Genomic DNA, 25369 nt, shown 5'->3' with positions numbered 1-25369 from the left:
TCAGCCCTGGACCGCCAGCCACGCCTGGATCTGCTCCAGCGTGGCGGTGGCCCCGCCGCAGACGATCACCAGCACATTGCGGTACGCCGCCAGGGCCTCGGGCAGGTACGCCAAGGCCAGTGCCGCGCCACAGGCCGGTTCAACCAGTACGCGGTGATCCAGCAAAAAACGCTCGCAGGCCTGCAGCGCGGCGCGGTCGCTGACCAGGCAACTTTCGACTGGGTGACGCTGTGCACAGGCCAGCGCCTGTTCTGCGACGCGCTTGGCGCCCAGGGAGGTGGCCACCGAAGTGATGCGTGGCAGTTCCACGGTTTGTCCGGCTTCAAGGGCTGCATGCAACGAGGCCGCACCGTCGGTTTCCACCGCCATCACCGGCACGTCGTGCCAACCGTTGCGTTCGAGCCCTTCGACCACGCCACTGAGCAGGCCGCCGCCACCCACTGAGAGCACCACGGCATCAGGCTTCATGCCGGCGCGGGCGACTTCGTCGATCATGCTGGCATGACCGGCCCACAACAGCGGGTCGTCGAACGGATGGATGAAGGCATCGTCTGGCCCGACCAATGTCTGCGCCAGTTCGTTGGCCTCCTGCCAGGAGCTGCCGTGCACCACGACCTTGGCATCTTCCAGGCGCAGCAGCGCCTTGGCACGTTCGGTGGTGGTTTCTGGCACCACCACGGTCACCGGCACGCCGAGCTTGCGCCCGGCGTAGGCCACGGCCAGCCCGGCGTTGCCGCCGGAGGACGAGACGAAGTGGCGGGCACCACGGGCATGATGGACCTGGCAGGCATGACCGACGCCACGCAGCTTGAAAGAGCCGCACGGTTGCAGGGCTTCGAGCTTGAGCCAGACCGAGCGGCCGGCGATCAGGGAGAGGGGACGGGATTCGATCAGGGGCGTCTGGATGTGCAGGGACATGAGGGCTCTCCAAAGGGATGCTTCATTGTTCCGGCAGACGCAATCGCGGGGCAAGCGGGTTTTTGCAGGTGCATCGGGGGGGCGTTCGCAGGTTGGCGATGCGCGTTGTGGGAGCGGGTTTACCCGCGAAGCAACCGACTCAGTGCTTGCGGATAAACCTGCTCCCAGCCAGGCGCTGGATCAGCCCAGTGGCGGGGTGCGCGGCGGGATCATGCGGCGTGAGCCGGTGGCCTCGAAGGCCGCGCCGAAGCTCAGCAGTGCATTGTCGCTGTAGGCACGACCTGCGAAGGTCAAGCCGACCGGCATGCCGATGTCGGCCATCACCCCCATCGGCACGGTCACGGTGGGCACGCCCAGGTGACGGATGGCCAGGTTGCCGTTGGCGACCCAGATGCCGTTGCTCCAGGCGATGTCCGCCGAGGCTGGATTGACGTCGGCATCGGCCGGGCCCACGTCGGCCACGGTCGGGAACAGCACCGCGTCCAGGCCCAGGTTGTCCATCCAGTCTTCCAGGTCCATCTTGCGGGTCTTTTCCAGGCCACGCAGACCGTCCGGCAGGGTCTCGATCTGGTCCCAGGTCTTCAGGCCGCGCTTGGCCATGTTGACGTACTCGTCCATGCCGGCCGCCAGATCGTCCTCACGGTTGGGCAGGGTGCCTGGGTCGTGGGGGAAGATCTGCGGGCCGTCGACGTCCGCCAGGCGGTTGAGCTTCGGATCATTATTGGCGCGCAGGAAGTCATCGAAGGCCCAGCCGGACAGTTCCCACAGTTCATCGTGCAGGAATTCCTTGGAGACGATGCCGCGGTTGTACACCGTCGGAGCGCCCGGGCGGTCGCCTTCGCAGTTGGACACCAGCGGGAAGTCCACTTCGATCACTTCGGCACCGGCCGCTTCCAGGGCTTGACGTGCCTGCTTCCACAGGTCGATGACGCTGGCGCGGGTATTGATGCGTTGGCCGGTCGGGCCACCGATGCCGGGTTTTTCCGAGGTGCCGGCGTCAGGGTCGGCATTGATGTACATCTTCGGCACACCGAAACGCTTGCCTTTGAGGGCGCTGGCGTCGACGGCAAGGTCCAGGTAGGAAGCCGGGCGTACCGAGGACGCAGCCGGGATCGGCACCCATGGCTGTAGACGCCACAGGTCGCCACGCTTGTCGGCGTCATCGGCAACGACGACATCGAGGATTTCCAGCAGATCGGCCATGGTGCGGGCGTAGGGCACCACGACGTCCATGGTCGGCGTCAGCGGCCAGTTGCCGCGCACCGAGATGACCCCGCGCGAGGGGGTATAGGCGCACAGACCGTTGTTCGAGGCAGGGCCACGGCCGCTGGACCAGGTTTCTTCTGCCAGGCCGAAAGCCGAATAGCTGGCAGCGGTGGCGGTCCCGGCACCGTTGGACGAGCCGGAGGCGAACGGCGCGGTCAGGTAGGCGGCGTTGTACGGGCTTTCGGCGCGGCCATAGACGCCACGCTGCATGCCGCCATTGGCCATCGGTGGCATGTTGGTCTTGCCCAGGCAGATGGCACCGGCGGCGCGCAGGCGCTCGATGGTGAAGGCGTCGCGCTGGGCCACCAGGTCCTTGAAGGCCGGGCTGCCGGAAGCGGCGGTCAGGCCTTTGACCAGGTAGCTGTCCTTGGCGGTGTAAGGGATGCCATCGAGCGGGCTCAACGTCTGGCCCTTGGCTCGGCGAGCGTCGGAGGCCTCGGCCTCCTTGAGCGCTTCAGGATTGCGTACCACCACAGCGTTCAGGGCAGTGGCGGTGTCGGCTCCGTCATAGGCGTCGATGCGGGCCAGGTAGGCCTTGACCAGCTCAACCGCCGTCGTGCGGCCGGACTCGAGCGCGTCGCGCAGCTCGGCAATGGAAACCTCAGTTACCTCGATCATGCTGTCACCAGTTATGCAGGTGGAAACTCGTGGCGCGAGTGTAGCAAGAAGCCCTTGCCCGGCGCAGGCATGCAGCGTGGCAATGGTCATTTGCACGGCGGCAGTCTCGTGCGCTGCATGCGTGCGTCAGTGCATGTGTCGAGGTCGAGGCTCAGACCGCCTCGAATGGCGTTTTTTCTGGTTTGTGAAGGCCACTACGCGCCCCATCCGCAGGCTTCGTCAGCGTCTACAGGTTCCGTAGGCGCTTACTCGGTGGGAGCTGGCGAAGCCTGCGATGGGCTGCAAGGCAGCCCAAGCATTTCACACGAAGTCTGCCGCCGAATGCCGCTCCGGCACTTGGCTTTGCTCATCCCCCCAGGTCCGGTTCACCCGGGTGCCTCGCTGCACGGCCGGCCGTTGGGCGATGGCCTCGGCCCAGCGCTGCACATGGGGGTATTCATGCACGGCAAGAAACTCCGCCGCACCATACAGGTTGCCGCGCACCAGCTGGCCATACCAGGGCCATACTGCGATGTCGGCGATGCTGTACTCCTCGCCGCCCAGGTAGGCGCTTTCGGCCAGACGCCGATCAAGCACATCGAGTTGGCGCTTGGCCTCCATGGTGAAGCGATTGATGGCGTACTCGAACTTCTCGGGTGCATACACATAGAAGTGACCAAAACCACCGCCCAGGTAAGGCGCCGAGCCCATCTGCCAGAACAGCCAGTTCAGGCACTCGGTACGGGCGGCCGGGGCCTTGGGCAGGAAGGCGCCGAATTTCTCGGCCAGGTACAACAGGATCGAGCCGGACTCGAACACCCGCACGGGCGGTTCGACGCTGCGGTCGAGCAGGGCGGGGATCTTTGAGTTGGGGTTGACCTGGACGAACCCGCTGGAAAACTGGTCGCCTTCGCCGATGCGGATCAGCCAGGCGTCGTACTCGGCGCCGGCATGGCCGAGGGCCAACAGCTCCTCGAGCAAGATGGTTACCTTCACCCCGTTGGGGGTGGCCAGGGAGTACAACTGCAAAGGATGCTCGCCGACCGGCAGCGCCCGGTCGTGGGTGGGGCCGGCGACAGGCCGGTTGATGTTGGCGAACTGGCCGCCGGACGGCGCCTCGTGGGTCCAGACCTTGGGCGGGACGTAGGGTTTGCTCATGGGCGAAGTCTCCTGAAGGCTCGAGGTAGGCACATCGTAAGGTGGACCTGCATCTATGCCATGGGTTCGCCGCCGGGGGCAAATGCATTGTGGGCGTGCGTTGGGTGCATCGTGCTCATGCCCTCTACAACCGGGGGCCGTTTCCGATGATCTGTAGGAGAAATCGCATTGCTGGCGTGAAGAAGGGGAGGCGGTGACGGGTTGCGTATGTTCAATGAACAAGGGCCGCAGGAGTGCGGCCCTTGGTTTTGACGCAGCGTCGAGTGAACGCAGGTCAATGTCAGTTATCGGTCAAGGGATCGTCCTGGGAAAGCAGCGCATTGGCCAGCTCCTCGTCACTGGCCTGCAAGCCAGGGTTGTCCTTGCGGGCCTGCTCCAGCGCCGATTCCACATAGGCACCGCGAATGACTCCGCCGCTGGCCACGAAAGCCGACAGCTCGTCGCGGGCCGGAATGATCCGTTTGTCGTCCTTGAAGGTCGAGTACAGCGAGGCGGAGACCCCCGCCGATGTGGCGACATCGCCCGCATCCACACCAGCCAGGGCAGCCCCTGCAGGGAGCAGGAGCAAGAACGAAGGAACGAGCAGTAGACGGCGCATGGCAAGACCTCCAGGTGAAGCCCAAGGGATTTACTGCATGTTGTTAAGAGCGGTGGCGGTGCTCAGGAGTTCCATTGGCCGCGCCTGTCTGTCACACCTGCAGCGCCATGCGCCCCTGACCACGCAGGTAGAGGCCGTAGCCCAGACCCAGTGCCAGCCACAGGCTCCCGAACGCCAAGGTCGCGGCGCTCATCCCGCCCATTACCGTAAGCACCACGCCAATCCCCACCACGGGCACCAGCCAGTGGGCGAACCAGCGCCGGCTGCGGCCTTGGATGCCCAGCTTCACCAGCACCGAAAGGTGCAGCAGCACGAATGCAGACAGCGCGCCGAAGTTGACGAACGACGCCAGACTGTCGATCCGTTCGCGCATCACGATGGCGATCACCAGCGACAGCGCGGTCGACAACAGCAGCGCCACGTGAGGCGTGCCATGGCGCCGGTGCAGACGGGCGAACAGCCCCGGCAACTGGCGATCGCGGCCCATGGCGAACAACACCCGGGACACGCCGACCTGCATCGGCAGCACATTGGTGAATCCACACATCAAGGCGATCAGCCAAGCCACCGCCACGGCGCTGAAGGGGTTGATCTGCACGGCCAGCAGTTGATAGATCGCACCGGAGGCATCGGCGATGCGCAACCCCGGCATAAGGTTGCCCAGCACCCAGGTGCTGAGGACGAACAGCACCGCGCAGATCAGCAACACCGCCAGAATGGCCCGCCCGACCAGTCGCCGGTCGCCACGCTTGACCTCCTCGGAAAGGGTCGAGATGGCGTCGAAGCCCAGGAACGACAGCACGCAAATCGAGGTGGCAGCGAACACTTTGCCCAGGTCGAGATGGCTGGCGTCATACAGCGGCGCCAAGGTCAGCGCACCGGCGCCTTTGCCGTCGGCCAAAGCATTTACCGCGAGCATGATCAGCCCCAGCATGACCGCGAACTGCACCACCACCGAGACCAGGCTGATGCGGGTGGTTACCGATACGCCGAACCAGTTCACCGCCAGCGAAACCACCACCAGGCCCACCAGGCAACTGGCGCGGTCCAGGCCCGGCACCAGCGTTTGCAGGCCGACCGCCATGACCAGGAACACCAGCGCCGGAATCAGCAGGTAATCGAGCAGGATCAGCCAACCGGCAATGAACCCCGGCAACTCGCCCAGGCTGTGCCGGGCAAAGCCGTAGACCGAGCCTGAGCAGGGCACTTCGGCCGACATGGTGGCGTAGCTCTGGGCGGTGAAGTACATGCACAGGGCGCCGAGCAGGTAGGCCAGGGCGATCAGTCCGCCCGAGGCCTCCCAGACGAAGCCGAAGGTGGTCAGAGGCGCCATCGGCGCAATGTAGGCCAGCCCGTAGGCGAGCAGGTCTTTCATGCCCAGGGTGCGCCGCAGTGTCGCGCCGCCCTCAAGGCTCACAGGTTTCTCGGTGGCAAGGCCCATGGTGAGCTCCGGTTCTTGTCGTTGTTGGAGGGGGCGGCGCAGGTGCGAGTCAGCCGACGAAGCCTGCGTGGCGGTGGACTTCCTGGCCTTCCAGGAGGGTGAGCAGGACCTCGGTGGCGCCGATCTCATGGGGCGCGATGCTGTACAGGTCGCGGTCGAGCAGGATCAGGTCGGCGTACTTACCCACGCTCAAGCTGCCGGTGCTGTCATCGCGCCAGGCGGCATGGGCGGCGTTGAGGGTGTAGCCACGGATCGCCTCGTCGATGCTGATCCGGTGCTGCGGTGTGTGCGCCGGACTGTCGGGGCCGTGGGCAGGGTTCTGGCGGGTGACCGCGCACTGGATGATCTGGAACGGGTCGAATGTGGTCACGCCCCAGTCGCTACTGACCATGCAGGTCACGCCCTGGCGGATGAACTCGCCGATCGGGTAGGTCCATTGCGCACGGGCCTCGCCAAGCATGGCATCGACCAGCGGGTCGGCGTCGGGGTTCGGTTGTGCCCAGAGGGTCTGGTAGTTGGCCAGGATGCCCAGCTCGCGAAAGCGCGGGATGTCCGCCGGGTGCACCACTTGTAGATGGGCGATCTGGTGGCGCGCGTCCCACGGGCCATTCTGGCGCCGGGCATGTTCGATACCGTCGATGGCCGCACGGGTGGCGCCATCGCCGATGCTGTGCACGTGCAACTGGAAGCGCTCGCGGTCGAAGGCGGCGAAGCAATCGTTGATCTGCGCCTGGGTGAACATCAGTTCGGCATTGCCGCCTGTGTCGCAACGCGGTTCGAGCAACACGGCGGTGCCGTTCTCCAGCACGCCGTCAAGGAAGAACTTGGCCGAATGCAGCGACACGCGCTCGCCTTGATAGGTGTTGCGCAGGTCGATCAACTCGCGCAGTTGCTCATCCAGCGGCTTGTGGGCGAATACCTTGGCGGTGGCGCGCACGCGCAGGGTGAGGTCACCGCGCTCAAGGCAAGCCTGGTAGTTCTTCATGTAGTTGCGGCTGACCATGGCATCGAGTACGCCGGTGATGCCACGGCTGTTGAACACCTTGCTGTAGTGGGCCATGGCTTGGAGGTAGTCCGCCTCGCTGTAGCCTGGGGCAATGCGGCCCATGGCCCAGATGGCGTCCTCGACCAGCCAGCCTTTTGGGGTGCCGTCGGCCAGGCGCAGGTAGCTGCCGTTGTCCGGCTCCGGACTGCCGGGGCGTACGCCGGCCGCTGCGAAGGCGGCGCTGTTGGCCCAACCGTTGTGGTAGTCGCTGGCGAACATCAGCGCCGGGCGGCCGTCGGTGACGCTGTCGAGCCGCTCTTTGGTCAATTGCTCGGGGGTGAAGCGCGCCGAAGAAAAGCCCACGCCACGGATCCAGGGTTTGTCCGGGTTGGCCTGGGCGAAGTCGCGGATGATCGCCAGCAGTTCCTCGACGCTGGTGGCGTCGTACAGCGCCGCGTTGTGGTAGAGGTCGGCGCTGCTGAGCTGGAAATGCACGTGGGTATCCTGAAGCCCCGGCAGCATCAGCTTGCCTTGGGCATGGATGCGCCGGGTGGCGGCATCGGCCAGGCGTTCGATGGTGGCGTTGTCGCCCACGGCCAGGATGCGGCCGTCGCGCACGGCGATGGCCTCGGCCCTGGGCAGGTGCGGATCCTGGGTGCGGATGTCGGCGTGGGTGATGATCAGTTCGGCGGTCTGCATGGCAGGTCCTCAGTAGAGGTAGGTGAAATACATTTCCAGGGCGCGGAAGGTGTCGTCGCCCAACGCCTGCTTGGCTGCGCCCTGTGGCCTGACCCAGTTGTAGGCCAGCGAGGTGTGCAGGCGGGGCGTGGGGTTCCAGTCGAGAAAGACCACGTTCTCGTCGGCGAAGCGGCGATCGTCCACGGGCATGCCGTTGAAGTGCTTTTCGTCCAGGGAGAACTGGTAGTGGATGCCGCCCAGCGTCACGGTGTCGCTCAGGTGGGTCTTGAGGGTCCACTGGCTGACCCGCTCGTTGCTGTTGAACAGCAGGTAGTTGCCGACCACGTCGCCGATCAACCAGGTACTCCAGTCGACGAAGCCCTTGCTCAGCGGGTCCCAGCTTTTCTGGGTGCGATCGCCCAGGTCGTCGTCGCCGGAGAAGCGCGCATGGCGGTAGCTGAGGATCGGTGTAAGCGGCAGGTGCGCGAACGAGTAGTCGGCCTGGGCGTACCAGGCATCGGCGTGGTAGTGCATGCCTTCGCCGCTGCCGCGTTGCACGGCGTACTCACCGTGCAGGGTCAGGGCGTCCAGGGCTGGCAGCTGGCCGTTCAGGGCACGCAGGTTGAACACGTGCATGCCATCGCGGGCGGTCAGGTTCTGGCCATGATCGGCCAGGGAGTCGACGCCCATGGCCATGGCGCCGAGGGTGACACGGTCGGCCAGGCGATAATCGAGGTTGATACCGTTGAGGCGAAAGTCGCCTTGGTGATTGTCGCTGCGCAGGCTGAAGACCTGGGCCTGAAGCACGTCGTGGGTATAGCCGAGCAGCGCCGAGTCGCGAAATGCGGTGCGCGGGGCGAGCCAGTAGGCGCCGTCATCGAACATGTCGAGGTTGCCGTCGGCGACGATGAACCCCGTTCCGACCATGAAGTTCTGCCGGCCTGCGCTCAGGCGCCAGTCGCCTACGCGCAGTCCACCGTAGGCCTCTTCCAGGGCGAAGCGGCCATCGGCGCTGCGGGTGTAGCCACCGGCATCGCCGTCGCCCTGGGTGGTGGCGCCGATCACCGACGCACCGCCAAGCACTTCCACATCCGGCGCCAAGGCATAGCCGAGGGTGACTCCCGGCTTGATGTAGAGCTCTTGCCAGTCCACGCGGGTGCCGCCGTTACTGGCGTCGCGCAGGTCCATGCGGCCGGCGCCGAAATTCACGCCGCGGCTCACGATGTTGGCGGCGCCAGCACCTATGGTGAGCTCGCCCTGCAAGCCATCGAGGTCGAAACGCTGGCCGGCCCAACCGTGCTGGCTGGCGGCGAGCCCACAGAGAAGCAACGCCCGGGCGGGCGAGAGGGTGCGATGCATCGAGGGTGTCCTTTGTTCTTGTTGTTGTCGGCGGGGCAGTGCCCAGGCTTTGCGGCCTAGGAGTTCAAAGTGCCGGAGCCAGGGTGGCTTTGCGGGCGCGGTGCGCTGTGGCAGTCTTTCCCGTCACCTGTGGCTTGCGGCACAGGTTAAAGGCCTTCGCTGTGGCGAGTTAGTTGTCGCCTGGCATAACACTTGGGAATTTCTGGACTAGATCATGGACAAGTTCCTCAGCCTGCAACTGTTCGTCGCCAGTGCCGAGTACGGCAGTTTCAGCCGGGCCGCCGAGCAGCGGGACATGACACCCTCGGCGGTGGCCAAGTCGATCCGCCGCCTGGAGGCAGAGGTCGGAGCGCGGTTGTTCGAGCGCACCACGCGCAGCATGGCGTTGACCGAGGCCGGCCTTTTGTACCTGGAAAACGCCCGGGACATCCTCGAGCGCATGCGCGAAACCGAAGAGGAAATCGCCCAGTTGCAGCACAGCCTCAAGGGCACCCTGCGGGTCACCGGGCCGCTGTCATTTGGCCGGCCATTTCTCAACGCCGCCTGTGCGCGCTTTTTGCAGGCGCATCCGCAGATGTCCTTGCAGGTGGACCTGAGCGACCAGTACATCGACCTGCTCGACGGCCACTACGACATGGCCTTGCGCCTGGGCCAGAGCGACCTGCCGGGCCTGATCGCCCAGCCTATCGGCGAGAGCCGAGTGGTGCTGTGCGCAAGCCCTGAGTACCTGCGCCGTCACGGCACGCCAATGCACCCGACGCAGTTGGCCGCGCATGAGTGTCTGGTCTATCGGCACCCGGCATTGGGCGATTCCTGGGTGCTGGAGAAGGATGGCGAGCGCCATGCCATCAAGCGCAAAGGGCGGCTGGGCAGCGACAATCTGGAGCTGTTGCTCGAGGCCTGCCTGGCCGGACAAGGGGTGATTGCCTGCCCGTACTGGAGCGTGCTGCCCTATTTGCACGCGGGGCGGCTGCAGGCGTTTCTCGGCGACTATGCGTTCGATCGCAAAGCCCTGGGCGCGCAGTTGCAGGCGGTGTACCCGAGTACCCGGCGGGCGACGCGCAAGATCGCGGTGTTCATCGAACACCTGCGCACGTACTTGAGCGAGGAGGGGATGAGCGCACGCTTTGGGGAAGGGGCTTGAGGCAACCTTTCCCATAGGTCAACTGGTAGACGCCCTACAGATCTGCGAGTTCAGGCGCCAAGGCAGCAGGAATAGCATCCATCGAAACGCCCGGCAGTGCCGTCAGACGGCCAGATCGGGATGGATCGCTCGTATGCCAAGGGAGCCCTAGATGTCTGACCACAGTGATCACGAACCCAACCTGCTTGACCGAATCCTCGAAACCGAACCCGGCATCAAAAGCGCGTTAAGTACCCATGCAGTGGCCCAGGACACAGTCCTGGACCTGCAGGGCAAACCTCCTGCCGCCTTGGTCCAGCGCTTTAGCGGTATGCGTATGAAGCAAGCCCAGCGACTCAAGGATCGCCTGGACGTGGCCACGGCAGCGATGATGCGCGTATTTCGGGAAAACCGTCTGAGCGCCGCGACACGCCGGGCAGCGGACGAGCTCAAGGGCCCATTGGCACAGAGCAATGGCCCGACGTTCGAGAACCAGTTCTCGCCGTCCTGGGGCAACCACACCCATCCGCAAGCGGTGGATGCCACTACCTCGCCGGCGGCCTACCTGATCGACCTGCTGACTTTCGTGGAGAAGGAGCTGGAGCCGGAGGGGAATGCGCTCAAAGCCGTGACGTTGAAAACGCGGCGTCCTGATCTGTACGACCTTTCGCTCGATGAAGACACCATGAATCGCACGGTGACCCAGGTCGAGGTGGTCAACCATGTGATGGAAAGCGCCATCGAGCGCCAGCGAAAAATGGCCAACGACACCACCGCCACGCAGGACAAACTCCTTCAGGTGCGCTATCCGCTCAAGCAGTTTCCCTATGAGCACTACTGGGAACAGATCCGCACGGTGCTGGCCCATCACGAGCTGTCGGTGAGTGACATTTCGCGCTTGTCCGACATCGATGCGCCTTATTTCATCCAGCCCGGAGCCCACTCCCAGTGGTCGGACGTCGCTCTGCAACAGGATGCAGGCCTTGGCCCGGCCTTGCGCGCGATCCTACTCGAGGCACCCTACTTCGGCACGGGCGGTGAGGTGCGTTTCAACCCCCAGACCCGGCGACTGCTGGCTCCGCCGCACACGTCTGGGGCCCGGCGCGCCGAACAAGTGGCGAGCAACAGCGTCAGTTTTTTCAAGGATAACTTTGGTGTCCAGGCCTACCCGACGCTGCAGAACGTGGTGAACTTCTGCCAGGCTCTGCACATGAGCCAGGATGAAATGGAGTCCTTGTTCGCCCTGGCCGCCTACGCACCGGTTCGCTCCGACAATGTAGTCGTCGCTGCACCTCATGCCTCTGCAACATCCGTGCAGTTTGGCGCGCGCTTCATCAACAGCGGCAGCGATAACCCGGTGTCGGTGGTCAGCGATAATGCCGAACCTACCCTGCACCATTTCCAGCACCTGACCGAAGACCGCTGCGACCGGATCAATCGCCTGGTGCGCCTGGCCACGGCAATGAAGCTTTCCTACGCCGAAACGGACCAGATCGTCTGCGCAGCCATCGAGGCGGAGCGGCGTGCCGCTATCAGCCAGGAGACTGCCAGTGAGGCGCCGCTGTGGATGACCGCCAATACGATCCGGGCGCTGGGTGTGTTCCAGTTTCTACGTGAGCGCTTCTCGTGCGGCGCCGAAGACTTTTCCGCCCTGCTGTCGGACATGTCCATTTTTGCAAGTGGCGATACCCTCAGCCATTTCGATCGGGTGTTCAACGCAGATACGACCACGCCGCTGGTGCTCGATTATGCGCCATTCAGCCTGGGCAGCGAGGATGTCCAGAGCAAACGTACGGTCGATCAGCTGTGCCAGGGGCTGGGGATCAACATGGAGACCTTCCGCTACCTGTCGCGCCTGGTCATGCAGGGGCAAAGCCAGCCGACTCTCGTACGCACCTTGTCGACAGTCAGCGCGTTCTATCGCATCACCTTGCTGGCCCGGTTGCTGTCGATCACCACCATCGAATTGTTGTCGTTGCTCGAAGTACTGAGCCCTGAGGGCCAATACGCCCTGCAGCTGGCCGGAGCCCCGCAAAACGCGATGTACAACAGCTATATCCAGACCGACACCTTGAGTGTTATCCATGCCCTTAGCCGTTGCGTGGCGTGGTGCCAGGCGCAGCAACTGCCCATCGCCTGGCTGGTGCAACAACTGCTACCGGTCGAGACCACCGATGTGGTGCCCGAGGAGTACCGCACGCTGCTGGGCGAGCTCAAGAGCCATTTGGTGCCGTTCCAGGACTTCGACCGTCTGCTCGCCGAAGCTGGCGTGGCACCTCTGAGAACCCAGAGCTGGATGCAGAATCTCACGCAGATTGTCGACGCCCAGGGCCTGATCACCGATACCGGCCATTCCGAAGAAGACTTCGACCCTGTCTATTACGAGCACTTCGCCGCACGGGAAATCGAAGTGGTGATCCAGCGACTGATGCACGTGCCAAAACCTGAAGAAGGCGAGGGCGATGGGCAAACGCAAAGCGAGGACAGCGAGCTGCCTCTGCTCACGGCCGATGAAGCCGAACGCTTGAAGACCCTGATTCTTGGCGTCGTGTTGCGGATTCGTTCGCAGCAGTGGGGCGTTGTCCAGGAGCGCCTGTCGCACTTCTTGTCGCTCAAGGCCGACAGCGTGATCCCGGTGATCTACTGGGCTGGAGGGAAAGCGCATACGTTGCTTGAAAGCGCGACGAACTTCGAGCCGGATCAGCTTCAGTCCGAAGCTCTCAAAGCCATGATGCCCCTGATGCAACGCATGCAACGCTGTGCCCGGGTCGTCAACCAGTTCGCCCTGAGCCCAGCGATGTTCTCCAGCCTGCTGGTGCGCGCCCAGCGCCCGCGCTGGAGCATCAAGAGCACTGAGCTGACCCTGCAGACCTTGTACTTTCTGGAGCGCTATTCGCGGTGCCTGCGCCAGGCCAAGCAGTCCGAAGAACAGTTGCTGGGCTACTTCGACCTGATCGAGTCGCTGGGTGAGCTGAGCCAAAACGAGCACCGCCTGATCAAGGACGCCGCGGCCGAGAAGATCGCCGCCTGGCTGGGCTGGGGCATCCGCGAAGTACTCGATGTGGCCGCCCAGGTGACCTCTGACGGCATCATTCGCAACCTGGCGCAGCTGTGCGCCTTGGTCGATACCCGCCAGCTGTGCGAAAAAACCGGTCTGAGCGCCGGCTCCCTGATGAAGCTCAGTCGCCTCAGCGGTCACTCTGACACCCAGGCTTACCGCAGCGCCGCACACGAAGTGCTGAGCAGTCTGCGCCAGGCGCCCGAAAAGCGCCGCGACGAAGTTGAGCTGCGTCAGAGCTTGTCCACACGTTGCTTGGTCAGCAATCCGCGGCTGGTCGCCAATAAGAGTGATGAAGAAACCGCTGTGAGCCTGACGCTACTGGACATAAACAACCAGCCGGTGTCCGACATTCGAGTCAGATGGTCCACCGATTTGGGAAGCTTGCTCGAGCATTACAGCTACACCGATGAGCAGGGTATCGCGACGGTGCGCCTGCAGGCCGGACAACTGATCGGGGTTGCGCATGTTCAGGCCACCTATTTGCTCGACAGCAAGGCCTTCGCCCCGCCGGTGGTCATCGATTGTTATGAACCATTGCGGCTCCACAATACCGCAGTACCCGAAAAGCCGGTGCTGGCGGGCAATAGGGGCCGCTTCGACTTGCAGGTGCAGCTAATCGATGATCTGGGTAACCGCGGTGTCGACCGCCTGGTGAACTGGACCAGCAGCATCGGCGAGTTCATCGACAGTTCGGGCGAGACACTGACCGACAGCGAAGGCATCAGCAGGATCTCGCTGCGTAGCATGCAGGCGGGCAAAGGCATCGTGGCTCTTTGGTACGCAGGCAATCCCGAAGACGTCCAAAAATTCGAGGTTGTCTTCGATGAATTGCCCTATGTCGGCTCACTGGCGCTCACCTCCTGGGCGGTTGTCAATGATGACATCAGCGTCAGCGCGACGATTCGGGCGCTCGATGGAAACCCGTATCCCAAACAGGCACTGAAGTGGGCCTGCACCGGCGCCGACTTGGTCAGCATGGAAGAGCTGAGCGATGAGAATGGGCAGGCCAAGGCGGTGTTGAATGCCAAGGCCGCTGGTCTGGTTGAGGTCACCGTCACGCTCACCAAGCCTGGTGACACCGAGGGCGGCTATTACACCGAGACGCTCAGCTTCGAGGTACTGTCCAATGCCATGTGCGCGAAACCCTCGAGCAGCGGGAAATGGCCACTCGCCGATGGCATCAGTGCAGCCGAGTACGCGCTTCATATCGTCAGCGACGATGGCAAGCCGGTCGAGCGTTATCCGGTCACCTGGACCGTGCAGGAGGGTGAAGTCGAAGCGGTCACGAGCCTCACGGGGCCTGACGGCATTGCCCATTACCTGCTCAAGAGCACGCAGGTGGGCGAACGGACCGTGGTCGCGAGCTGGGGGGATGACGGGTCTTATCCGTTCGGGGCGGTGACGTTCCTGCCCGAGCAGGGCATGGAAATTTTGTTCGAGGGGCAACCGGTCGATGGCCCGGGCGTCATCACCCAGCCGACCGAAGGTGAGGTCGAGTACACCCTGTCATGCCGGCTGCCAGCGGGGCATCCTCTGCTCGAGGCAGAACTGTACTTGCTGTATTACGGACGTTTTTCCGCGTCCTCTCTGGGCCTTCATTTTAATCCAGAACTGGGTGTCGCCAAATCCTTCGAGGCACCGGGGGTACAGATGGACTGGAAGATCAAGAGCAAGCCTACCGGCTTGAACCAGGAAGCCTCCCTGCAACTTGGCGTGTCCTACGTGCAAGCCATGGAACCGATCTGGATCGACGTCATCGTCAAGCCTTCCCCCGCCTGACGGACCGCCACAATCACATCCCTGCCTCCGGTGGCAGGAATAGCCCTAATTCATTTGGCGCGATAGCAGGCAGGGCAGCAGGCCCTGCCTGTCGGGCGGTGTTCGGCCGCCCGACGCCTTCGACCCCACCAATCGAGGTCTCCATGAGCAATGCATTGACCCATAAACTGGCTGAGCAGTGGCGCGACGCGCTCAGTGCCTATGTCATCCACCATGTGCTGCCGGACCAATCCCAGGCCGCTTCGCTTAATATGTTGACGGCCGAGCATCTGGATCGGTACTTCATGATGGACACGCAGGTTACCTCCGCCGTGACCACCTCCTATCTGGCGCAAGCACTGGCCACTACCCAGACGTACATCAACTCGATCCTCGGCAACCTCGAACCTGGATACGACCAGGACTTCGACCCGGCCTTGATCGCCTTCTGGCAGCAGGCAATGTCCAACTACTCGCTCTGGGCTGCCTACCAGATGCTGGAGGACTACCCGGAGAATTACATTCGCGCCGAGATGCGCCTGGACAAAACCGAGCCATTCAAGACCCTGGAAAACGATCTGGGGCAAGGCAAGATCAACGATGCGAACGTGCAGAACGCGTTGCTGACCTACCTAAAGCATTACGAGTACCAGAACAGCATCCGCGTGCAGTCTGGCTATATCGATTACCAGGATCGCCACACTGATGGCGATCATTTCGACGGCTACGCCTTTGCCAACTCGGACTACTACCTGCTCGGCAAGGACACAGCGACGCCTACGCGCTATTACTGGCGAAAAGTCGCTGTGCGCTTGGACAAGACCTCCACGGTCATTCAACCCGACGCCTGGACGGAGTGGCACGCGATCTCCATGCCGGCTGGCACCAAGGTGATCCTGGCCCGTCTGGTGCTGTTCTGCGGCCGGTTGCATCTGGTCTGGATGCACCATGGCGAGCCGGTGCAGGACCAACCTAAGCAAGACCAGGCGCAAGACGACCAATCCAGACGCTACACGCTCAAGCTAGACATCATGCATCTAGGTTTGGACAACCAATGGTCCACACCTGAAACGCTCTGGAGCATGACAACCGACCCGATCAAAAAGAATGAAGATCTGGACACGAGCCTGTACCGACTGCTGGCCGTAGCCGTTGCCCATGCCCACGGCAGTGACGACGAGCTGTGCGTCGCGTTACGCGCGGATAAGGGAGTGGACTTGTTCACGGTCCAGCGTAACGTGCTCAAACGAGAAGCCCCGGAGCATCTGGCTTTTGATGTGACATCCAGGACCCGGCTGTTCGAGCATTTCGAAGACAAAAGCGATGACCACCTGACTTTCCAGCGCCGCATAACCAATAGCCAGTGGGTGATCCGAAGCGTCATGCCCTCAGCAGGCAGCGATCCTTGCCTGGACCTTGAGGCGTTTTTGGAGGAGACAGGCAATGGCAAGCATCGCTTGCATCTGCGTGGCCGTTCTTGGCAAGTGAAGACCACCCCCAAGCCTGTGGCGGTGTACGTATCCCGTTTACTGAAATTGGCAGAGGGCGTCTGGATGCGTGCCCAGGTGCTCACGACACCTGAGGGCAAGGTCGAGTTCCGTTGCACGACGAACAAGGCGCCTCAGTTCCAGGCGGTGAAGCTGACCCACCCGGTGGAAACGGCGAATGTGGTTCTGCTTGGAAGTTCATTCGAGAAGACCTTCTATGGCTGGTACAAAGCTACAGATGAGGTGAAGTCCGAGGCGCTGCCTGCGGCACTGGCCAAGTATGACGCGCAAGGGATACGTCAAGGTGCGGGTTTCAGCGCGCAGATCGATGCGTCGGACGCGCAAGTGCTGGAAAACCCCGACAACTTCGTAACCGTCCACGCCGAAACCGCAATTAGCGAACAGATGAAGTTCTCGGGTGCAAGCGACCAAAGCTGGACCGGCACCTTCCTGCTCAATGGCAATGCGGCCACACCATGGTTGACCGAGAGCTGGGCGCCACCAGGGGAGGCCGGCACCCCTCCGTCGATCAAGGTCACGCTGGGACCGGTCACAACCAGCTCCAGCGCCGAAGATGCCAGCAAAGCAGCCGTATTCACCTTGACAATGGGGCTTGTGGTCAACATCGATCAGGCAACCATGCCCTACATCGTACGCCAGGGCAGCGATACCGATTTTCTAGTGTTCGAAAACATCGGTCTGATCGAGAAAACACAATTCAAGCCAGTGGTCGCACGCCTGAACTCCCAGCACGTACCGGACTTGATCAATCGCGCCCAGGCGTCGCCTCAGGCGGTGTTCGACTGGGACGCCCAATACTTGCGCGAGCCGGCCTACATCGAAGCGGCCAACAGCAAGGGCCATGGCGGTTGGCTGCGTACCCAGGACGATGCGCCGATGGATGCTTACGATGCCAACGGCCTGTACCTGCGCGAGCTCTTCTTCCACGTCCCGCATTTGATCGCCTCGCGTCTACAGGCAGAGGAACGCTACGAAGAAGCCCGCCGCTGGCTGGGCTTGATCTTCGATCCGCAGCGCAAGCAGCCGTCGACGGAAAATCCAGGACCTGAATACTGGAACTGCGCCTGGATCATGGCCCAGGACACCCCGGCCGCCGGCCTGGAACACCAATTGCTCGATCCACATACCATTGCTTTGCATGCACCTTCTCACTACCGCAAGGCGATTTTCCACCAGTACGTGCACCTGCTGATCGGCGAGGCCGACCTGCATTACCGTCAGCCGACCCGTGACAGCCTGGCCGCCGCCTGGCTGCTCTATCGAAGGGCGGCCGACTTGATGGGCGAGGCGCCGAATGCGCGTGCGATCAACACCTGGCAACCCCAGACCGTGGCGCAACTGCTCGGTACATCGCGTGGTGAACAACTGCTGGCCTGTCAGGCACAGGTGCGTGCCCCGGCGGACCTGCCCAAACGCCTGGCCACGTTCGTGTGGACGGGTGTAGCGGCGCACGAAGCTTTCCGCCTGCCCGTCAATCAGCACCTGATCGATACCTGGCAGCTGCTGGAGCAGCGTTTTTACAACTTGCGCCACTACCTGACGATCGATGGTCAACCGCTGCTGCTGCCACTGTATGCGCCTGCGGCCAACCCGTTCGACTTGCTCATGGCAAGGATGGGTGGCAATGCCAGCATGTCGCACCTGCTCGGCTATCGCACCGTGGTGCCGCCGTATCGCTTCCGGACCATCATTGGCAAGGCCCATGAAGTGGTCACGGCGCTGATCCAGTTCGGCGAGCAACTGCGTGGTCTGATGGAGCAGGAGGAGCGCACCGAACTGGAAGCCTTGCAGTTCCGGCAGGCGGCGGAAATCGCCAGCTACACCATTGGCATTCAGGAGCAGCTCTACCAGCAGCAGCAAAAGAGCCAGGACGTGCTTCAAGCGCAACGGGCCGCCACTGAGCTGCGCCACTCCCACTACACCAAGCTTTACGAAGAGCACATTTCGGACGGTGAATACGCGGCGATGAGCCTGCACGGTATCGGCCGAGCCCTGACCCATTCGGGCACCGGTTTCATCGGGGCATCACACCTGGCGGAGCTGGGGCCGAACGTATTCGGGATGGCCAACGGCGGGATGCGCTATAAAGGCCCGCTGAGCCTGGTCGGTCATGGGCTGCAGGTAACCGGCGGCACCATGGTGACGGCGGCCGAACTGCTGCGAGAAACCGAAGGCTACCGCCGCCGCCGGCAAGAATGGCAGCTGCAGGCCAAACTGGCGGGCAAAGAGCTTCATATCCTGGACAAGCAGCTGGACGCGCAACAGCACGCCACGTTGGCCGCCGAGCAGGCGCTGGCACATAGCCGCAAGGCGCTGGCCCATACCCAGCAGCTGTATGCCTACTACCAGAACAAGTCCACCAGCGTGTCGCTGTACCGTTGGTTGCGCTCGCAGACCGCGACCCTGCAGGCAACCCTGTTCGACGTGGCGGTCAGCCTATGCAACAGCGCCGAGGCGTGCTGGCAGTTCGAGACCGGTCAGTTCGACAAGCGCATCGTCCGGGCGCCGATCTGGCAGGCGGACCGCTATGGCCTCAATGCCGGCAACGAACTGCGACTGGACCTGCACCGCCTGGAATCCGAAGCGCTGCTGCGCAACGAGCGGCACCTGGAGGTGCACAAGACGGTTTCCTTGCAGGCGCTGCTCGACAAAGGCCTGGTATCCACCAAGGACGGTACCCCCGTCGAGGAGGGAGCCCGGCTTGGCGAGCTGCTCAGTGAGCATGGCGAAGTGGCGTTCTCGCTGTCCGAGACGCTGTTCAACGAGGACTACCCCGGCCATTACCTGCGCCGCCTGCACAGCGTGGCACTGTCCATACCTGCCCTGCTTGGGCCGTATCAGAACATCCGCGCGACGCTGACCCAGACGCAGAGCCGATTGCTGGTCAAGCCCGACATCGAGGGCGTGAAGTTCCTGACGCCCAAGGCGACCCGGGCCGATGACCAGGGCGACGGCAGCAACGTGATGATGAGCCTGCGCGCGCGGCAACAGGTGTGCCTGTCGTCCGCCAACCAGGATATCGGGATGGTCGGCAATCCAGAGGCTGACGACCGCTACCGGCCCTTCGAGGGTACCGGAGCGGTGTCGGACTGGCTCCTGCGGTTCCCACGGCATATCCAGCAGGCCGACACCCTGGCGAGCCTGAGCGACGTCATCCTCGAGGTTCGCTACCACGCCCTGCATGGCGGGCCGCTGTTTGAAGAGGCGGTTGAGCAATTGCTGGCAACGGACCCGAGACGCACGCGCTCACTGCCGGCCTGAAACGAAGGCGTCTACGCAACTTTTGACATTTTCATCCGCCGCGATCCAGGCAAGGAAGGGCCTTGCCTGGGAATTCGGCAGATCTACAACACGTTGGAGTAACCATGTCCTTTGCAATGAACGGCAATATTGATTCATCGACACGCGGCCACAACTTGGTCCAGGCCGAGTCGTTTCCCCTGGGCTCGATCAGCGAGTTCACTGAGTCGAAACCGACTGTCTGGAAAGCCCAAAACATCCGATATCAACACTATGAACATTCGAATGACGGGACTTACGTGGGGATTACCTGTGACCAGAAGCTTTGGCAAATCATCGAGCTTCCTGTCCAAGCCGCTGTCGAGGGACGCCCTGAGTACTGGCTGGGCTGCGAGTACGATGCCACCGCGTTCAAAGAGTGCTGGCTTCGGGTCTATGATGCCGACGACGATGGGAAGGAACACTTCTATGAAGGCGTCATGCAAGGCAAACCGTTGGAGCTGATTCAGCCGATCGATGAAGCGCCTTCGGTCATTCCGCCCAAACCGGATGCCACCTGGCATGTTTTGTCCGAGCGCCGCATCGAGATACCGGAAGGCGTTCGCCGGCTGCGCGTGCAGTTCGAAACGCCGAAACAGACCGGTCCCGTTCTCTTTCTCAGAAAAGTGACCTCTCACTTGCGCCTGCCGGCATTCAACGACGCGAGTGAGCTTCAGCTCATGGTTGAGCGCCCTGGCGATGACCCGATCGTCCAGTCTGAAAGACCGTTTCTGCTGTGTCACGGCGCCACCCACCGCCTGCAGGTGAAGGTGCCGGCTGGCGACGCCTGGGAAGCACAAAAAACCAGCCTGCTATGGATGGGCACCGATCAGCTGCCGATCCAGTACGGCCTGGAAGCTGAGCCTGAGTTCAACCGTGGTGGCGACGAGGAGGACCGCTACCAGCCGCTGGCCAGCGGAGACGGGGCCTGCTGGAGGCTGACCGCCGATGCCACGTTACCCGAAGATCACCCTCCCTCTGACCTACCTCTGGGGCTGGGCAGCTACTGGCAGGCGGAGAAACACCCCATCGCGGCGCAGCTAGGGGATTTCCATCACATCATCGAAGAGATCCGCTGGGATTTCATCGTGCCCGTCGTTGGCGAAAACTCCACCACTTTGACTGCCATCGTGAAGAACCCCTTCGCACCTGATCGGCCTGTAGTCGGCCAGGAGGTCATCTGGTCCTACCGAGGTAAGCAGCATGTCAGTCAGACCGACGCCAACGGCCACGCCACGCTGACTTATATCCCTGAACTGGGAGATGCAGGTGAGGCGAACCAGGTGGTTTTCGCTGCACAGTGCAAGGATGCACTGCAGCAGACCAGCAGCGCTGAACGTACCTTGCCGGTCTTCGACGAGTCCCCTTGGCTCAAACAGGTGGAGGTGACGCTCGATGGCAAGCCGATTGCCGACCTGACGGCGTTGGCCCTGCGCCTGACCCGGGGTACGCGTCACACGCTGACGCTCAAACCCACGAGCGCCGAGAGCTATTTTGTCGGCAAGGATATCGCCCTGAGCTGGCCGGATGAGTCGAAGTTGGGCATCACCCTTGAGCCGAAAGCTGATGTTGCGCAGCGCATGGGCGAGGACGGTATCAGCTGGACGATCGAAGGCGGTACCGGCATAAGTGGTCTGTTCAGCTTGTACGCCAAGGAAGTCGCCGAGGCAGGCCTGAAAGTGCCGCTCTCGCTCTTGGGTGTTCAGCTGTCGACCGACCTTCACGATGAGGCCGTTCTGAAACTAGGGGAGGGCGAGCCTGTAAGCCCAACGATATTCCGCCGGGGCGAGACACAAAAAATCGTTTTCGCGATCCGGCCTGGCAGCCCACTAAAGACGTTGGGCTTCAAATTCTGGTTGGATTTCGATACCAGCGGCACGTTGGCCGAGGCAGATGTGAAGGCCGTTCCGGCCTATCGTACGCGTTTCACCGACTTGAGCGCCCCGGCCTGGAGCCTCACCGGACAGAGCGCCAGCGGTATTTTCGGCGTGCAGGTCCATATGGAGGGTTTCACCACACCGCTGAAGCTGAGCAATGCTCTGCTGTTGTCATTGGACTTGAACGACGAAGTCGAGATGACAGTCGACGGTAGTGCTCAGACGGAATCGATAACGTTCCGCCGCAAGGTGGCGCAAACGATCAGTTTCAAGCCCAAGACAAACAGCCCCATAAGCCAGTCGAAACTCAAGTATTGGCTCGCCTTCGATGACTCCGGTTCGCTGAGCAGCCAGCAGGTAGGTTCCGTTCCAAACTATGGCAACCAATTCAATGGCTACACCAATCCGGCATGGACGGTCACGGGAACGGACGTCAGCGGCACCTTTGGCCTGCAGTTGCACATGGAAGGCTTCACGACGCCTGTGAAGCGAGGACTTTGGCTGCTTCTGTCGCAAAAGGTGGAGGATGAATTCGATCTTTTGTTGGAAGGTTCGCCTGCGACTGAGGTGGGGTACTTCTGGCGGGGCCAGCCGCAGCGGGTCACGCTCAAGCCCAAGGATACGAGCCCATTGAGCGCAGGTACGGCGCTTAAAAGCCGACTGCAATTCCGTGATGCCCAAAGTTTGCCCGTGTCGAAGCTGGTGGCGAACCCGGATTACGGTGTCCCGCGCCCGATACCGGTCGGTGGCAACGAATGGACCTTGACTGGGGCGTCGGATACCAGTGGACGGTTCGGTCTGGAAGTCTGGGTGGAGGACTTCGATACCCCAAGGGTGCTGTCCACAGCAGTACTGATGTCGAGCCACTTGGACGATGAAGTGGATTACACGTTGTCAGGCTCCGATATAAGCGAACCGCCGATCTTCCGACGCAATGTGGGGCGCACGATCAGCTTGAAGCCCAAAGCTGGCAGCCCGCTCACCCAGTTGGATCTCGTCGCCCGTCTGTCATTCAACGATGGCGGCACGTTGAAGCAGACCGATATGAACGCTGTACCTGGATATGGTCAGCCCACGACGGTCGCCAAAGGACTGAACTGGACATTGACCGGGACAGATGTCAGTGGCGTGTTCGGTGTAACGGTGACGATGGAGCGATTCCAAACGCCCTTTGTGCTGGGAACGTGCGGGCTGTTGTCTACTCGGCTCGAAGACGATGTGAATAACGGCCAACGCACAGGTGTATTCATCAAGCGGGGAATGAAAGACCCCCGAGGGGCGGAGGCGACCTATCCTGCAGACAGCCCGCTCATAACGCTGGGGGCCAAACTATCGCTCAAGATCACTGACAGTACCACTGGACTCGTGACCGCCGTACCAGGTGAAGGCAAGCTAGTGGATATGGATGCGACTGGCATTACCCGTTGGGCGATGACAGGCGCGTCATCGAAAAGTGGCCAAGGCAGGGCGAACATTCATTGCTCGCTTTACCCGGACTCTTTCATCAAGGCGAATCTGTTCTTTGTGCACATGCCTGATATGGCGGATGAAGTGGAGATATCCTGGAAGGGCGTTGTGATACCACGAGATAAGTGGACAAATAATCCCTTTGAAATAACCGCCAAAGCAGAAAAGCTGTCGTTCAGGTTCAAGAACTTCAAGGGCGATCCTCTCGGACTCAAAATAGAACGTCTGACGTCCGATGCAACGGTGACCTGTAATCCTGGCGTGTCTTCGAGTGTGCCGGCGTCCAAAGGCTATTGGGAAATAAAGGGAGCCACTGACCGCAAACGCACTTGCTCGATGGAAATCAGTGTGACCTATAACTCGACAACGATCGGAGGGGTGGGCAGGTTCACCCTCTGGCCATCGGTGATGCCTTAAGAGAACAGGCGCGCTTTCAGCATCGCCTGGGAAGGGCAGGTCGATGATCCGGGCGGCTATCGCGCCAACGCCTGATTAGGCCTGTAAAACAAGAAATGCGTGGTCTCGGCCGTCTTGCGATAGGCCTTGGCCCACTGCGGCCGCACCGTGCGGTCATGGAAATACAGCGCGCCGCCCGTGGGGTCCTTCAACTGCTGGTTGAGGGCCTTGCGGGCGATTTCCTTGGCCACGGCGTAGCGCTGCTCCTCCTCGACCTGATCAGGTCGCCCATCGCACCACCAGGAAAACTGGCACGCCTTGGTTTCCACCCCTTGCTTGACCACCCCGCAAATCGTGTCGGGGAAGCCTTCGTGGCCCAGGCGGTTGAGCACTACACTGGCCACGGCGCTCATGTCCTGGGCGTTGGCGCCTTTCGATTCCCAATAGATGGTGCGCGCAAGGCAGGTGATGCTGTCATCCAACGGCGCCTGGCCGGCGGGGTCGACCGCTTTCACTTCACCGGGCGTGAGGGTTTCTTTCTTCTTGGGCGGTGGCGCGTCCTCGACCACTTTCTCTTCCAGCACTTGCGCCTTGTCCTCGGCCACGGCGGCCTTGGGGCTGTCGGCTGCGTGCAGCGGGCCTGCGAGCAGGGCCAGGGTCAGGCCTAACAGCAGCGACGAGGTGCGCATGGTCGAGTTTTCCGCGAGGTGAGGTGAATCACAGTCTAGCCAAGCGGATTCAACTCAGCGCCAAGCTCAGCACCAGTGGCAGGGTGACGGCGGCAGCGACAGTCTGCAAGGCGATGATCGTGGCCATCAGCGGTGCGTTGCCGCCCATCTGCCGGGCCATCACATAGGATGACGACGCGGTCGGCAGGGCCTGGAACAGCACGGCCACCACCGCCGCCTGACCGCCCAGGCCCAACAGTCGGCACAGGCCCCAGGTGGTCAGAGGCATTACCAGGAACTTGAATGCCGAGGCCGCCACCAAGGGCCTCACCTGGTGGCCCAGGCGAGCGCCGCCCAGCGCTGCGCCCACGCACAGCAACCCCAGGGGCAGGGCTGCCTGGCCCAAGGCCTTGACCGTGGGCTCGAGCCCTGGCGGCAGGCCCAGCCCCGTCACCCGCAGCAGCAGGCCCCCGGCGCAGCCGACGATCAACGGGTTGGCGAAGATCGCCCGCAGCACCGTGATTGGCGAGCTGTGCCGGGCGCTGAAACGGGCGAACACCAGCACACACAGCAGGTTCACCAACGGCACGATGGCAGCGTTGGCCACCGCTGCCAGGGCGATGCCGGCACTGCCGTAAAGACCTGCGGCGAGGGTGGCGCCGATGTAGTTGTTGAAGCGCACGCCCCCTTGGAACACCGAGGTGAAGTCAGCGCCGTCGTGGTTGACCGCGCCCTGGTAGAGCACCAGCAGCAGCGCGCCGAGCACGGTCGAAAGCATCAGCACGCCGACCATGCCGAACACTGGCACGCCGTCCAGGTTGGCCGTGGCCAGGCCATGCAGAAACAAAGCGGGCAGCAGCACGTAGTAGCTCAGACGCTCGGCACCGGGCCAGAACGTCTCGCCCAGAACCCCCCGCACCCGCAGCACGGTGCCCAAGGCGATCAGCAGGATGATGGGGAGCAGGGTAGTCAGGAGCAGAGGGAGCATGGCGGCAGTCCGTGTCGGGTTCCGGCACAGACTAGCCGCGCCAGTCAGCATAAAAAAACGTTGTTTTCTGCAGTGACCCTTGAGGAAAACTGCACGGTCAGCGGTCACGTCTCGCGCAGTCACAGCCATGGCTAGTCGATGGTCTTTGTCACCTGCTGTCTCTCCAGCCCATCCAGCAACGCCTCCACCAATGCCTTGCCGGCCTCCAGTGTATGGTCATTGCCCAGCAGCAGGTCATGGCAGG

Annotated in this window: 13 protein-coding genes; 4 read left to right on the top strand and 9 right to left on the bottom strand. The window is 62.5% G+C overall.

Annotated features, from left to right (window positions below; translation table 11 throughout):
• The 7 genes from HMPREF3173_RS03605 to HMPREF3173_RS03575 all read right to left on the bottom strand — a co-directional run bounded on the left by HMPREF3173_RS03605 (nt 1) and on the right by HMPREF3173_RS03575 (nt 9000).
• Complete coding sequence (locus HMPREF3173_RS03605) at nt 1-918, bottom strand: pyridoxal-phosphate dependent enzyme (protein WP_070571575.1); 918 nt, start codon at nt 916-918, stop codon at nt 1-3.
• Between the two features lie 180 nt (nt 919-1098).
• Nucleotides 1099-2802, bottom strand: coding sequence for an amidase (locus HMPREF3173_RS03600; protein WP_070571574.1), 1704 nt, complete (start codon nt 2800-2802; stop codon nt 1099-1101).
• Nucleotides 2803-3102: 300 nt separating this feature from the next.
• The gene (gene yghU / locus HMPREF3173_RS03595) at nt 3103-3939 is read right to left on the bottom strand and encodes a glutathione-dependent disulfide-bond oxidoreductase (protein WP_070571573.1); all 837 of its coding nucleotides are present in this window, start codon (nt 3937-3939) and stop codon (nt 3103-3105) included.
• 280 nt (nt 3940-4219) lie between these two features.
• Nucleotides 4220-4537 (bottom strand): DUF2388 domain-containing protein, encoded by a 318-nt coding sequence (locus tag HMPREF3173_RS03590; protein WP_043215867.1) that lies wholly within the window; start codon nt 4535-4537, stop codon nt 4220-4222.
• Nucleotides 4538-4628: 91 nt separating this feature from the next.
• Nucleotides 4629-5978 (bottom strand): APC family permease, encoded by a 1350-nt coding sequence (locus HMPREF3173_RS03585; protein WP_070571572.1) that lies wholly within the window; start codon nt 5976-5978, stop codon nt 4629-4631.
• 49 nt (nt 5979-6027) lie between these two features.
• Nucleotides 6028-7662, bottom strand: coding sequence for an amidohydrolase (locus tag HMPREF3173_RS03580; RefSeq protein ID WP_070571571.1), 1635 nt, complete (start codon nt 7660-7662; stop codon nt 6028-6030).
• Between the two features lie 9 nt (nt 7663-7671).
• Nucleotides 7672-9000, bottom strand: coding sequence for a hypothetical protein (locus tag HMPREF3173_RS03575; protein WP_070571570.1), 1329 nt, complete (start codon nt 8998-9000; stop codon nt 7672-7674).
• Between the two features lie 214 nt (nt 9001-9214).
• On the opposite strand from HMPREF3173_RS03575, the gene HMPREF3173_RS03570 reads away from it, so the two are divergent.
• From HMPREF3173_RS03570 to HMPREF3173_RS03555, 4 genes are all read left to right on the top strand, one after another.
• The gene (locus HMPREF3173_RS03570; protein ID WP_070571569.1) at nt 9215-10144 is read left to right on the top strand and encodes a LysR family transcriptional regulator; all 930 of its coding nucleotides are present in this window, start codon (nt 9215-9217) and stop codon (nt 10142-10144) included.
• A 151-nt stretch (nt 10145-10295) separates the two neighbouring features.
• Nucleotides 10296-14963 (top strand): Ig-like domain-containing protein, encoded by a 4668-nt coding sequence (locus HMPREF3173_RS03565; RefSeq protein ID WP_070571568.1) that lies wholly within the window; start codon nt 10296-10298, stop codon nt 14961-14963.
• Nucleotides 14964-15106: 143 nt separating this feature from the next.
• Nucleotides 15107-19711: a Tc toxin subunit A-related protein gene (locus tag HMPREF3173_RS03560; protein WP_070571567.1), complete on the top strand. Its 4605-nt coding sequence runs from the start codon at nt 15107-15109 to the stop codon at nt 19709-19711.
• A gap of 104 nt (nt 19712-19815) precedes the next feature.
• Complete coding sequence (locus HMPREF3173_RS03555) at nt 19816-23490, top strand: Ig-like domain-containing protein (RefSeq protein ID WP_070571566.1); 3675 nt, start codon at nt 19816-19818, stop codon at nt 23488-23490.
• 56 nt (nt 23491-23546) lie between these two features.
• On the opposite strand, the gene HMPREF3173_RS03550 is transcribed toward HMPREF3173_RS03555, so the two are convergent.
• Both HMPREF3173_RS03550 and HMPREF3173_RS03545 read right to left on the bottom strand, forming a co-directional pair.
• On the bottom strand, nt 23547-24158 hold the full coding sequence (locus tag HMPREF3173_RS03550; protein WP_070571565.1) for a cell wall hydrolase: 612 nt from the start codon (nt 24156-24158) through the stop codon (nt 23547-23549).
• A 49-nt stretch (nt 24159-24207) separates the two neighbouring features.
• On the bottom strand, nt 24208-25125 hold the full coding sequence (locus HMPREF3173_RS03545; RefSeq protein WP_070571564.1) for an AEC family transporter: 918 nt from the start codon (nt 25123-25125) through the stop codon (nt 24208-24210).
• Nucleotides 25126-25369 lie beyond the last annotated feature (244 nt).

It is taken from the genome of Pseudomonas sp. HMSC08G10 (assembly GCF_001808425.1).
In the GTDB taxonomy this organism is placed as follows: domain Bacteria; phylum Pseudomonadota; class Gammaproteobacteria; order Pseudomonadales; family Pseudomonadaceae; genus Aquipseudomonas; species Aquipseudomonas guariconensis.
Note: the sequence above shows the minus strand (reverse complement) of the source record. Positions and strands in the feature narration are given on the sequence as shown.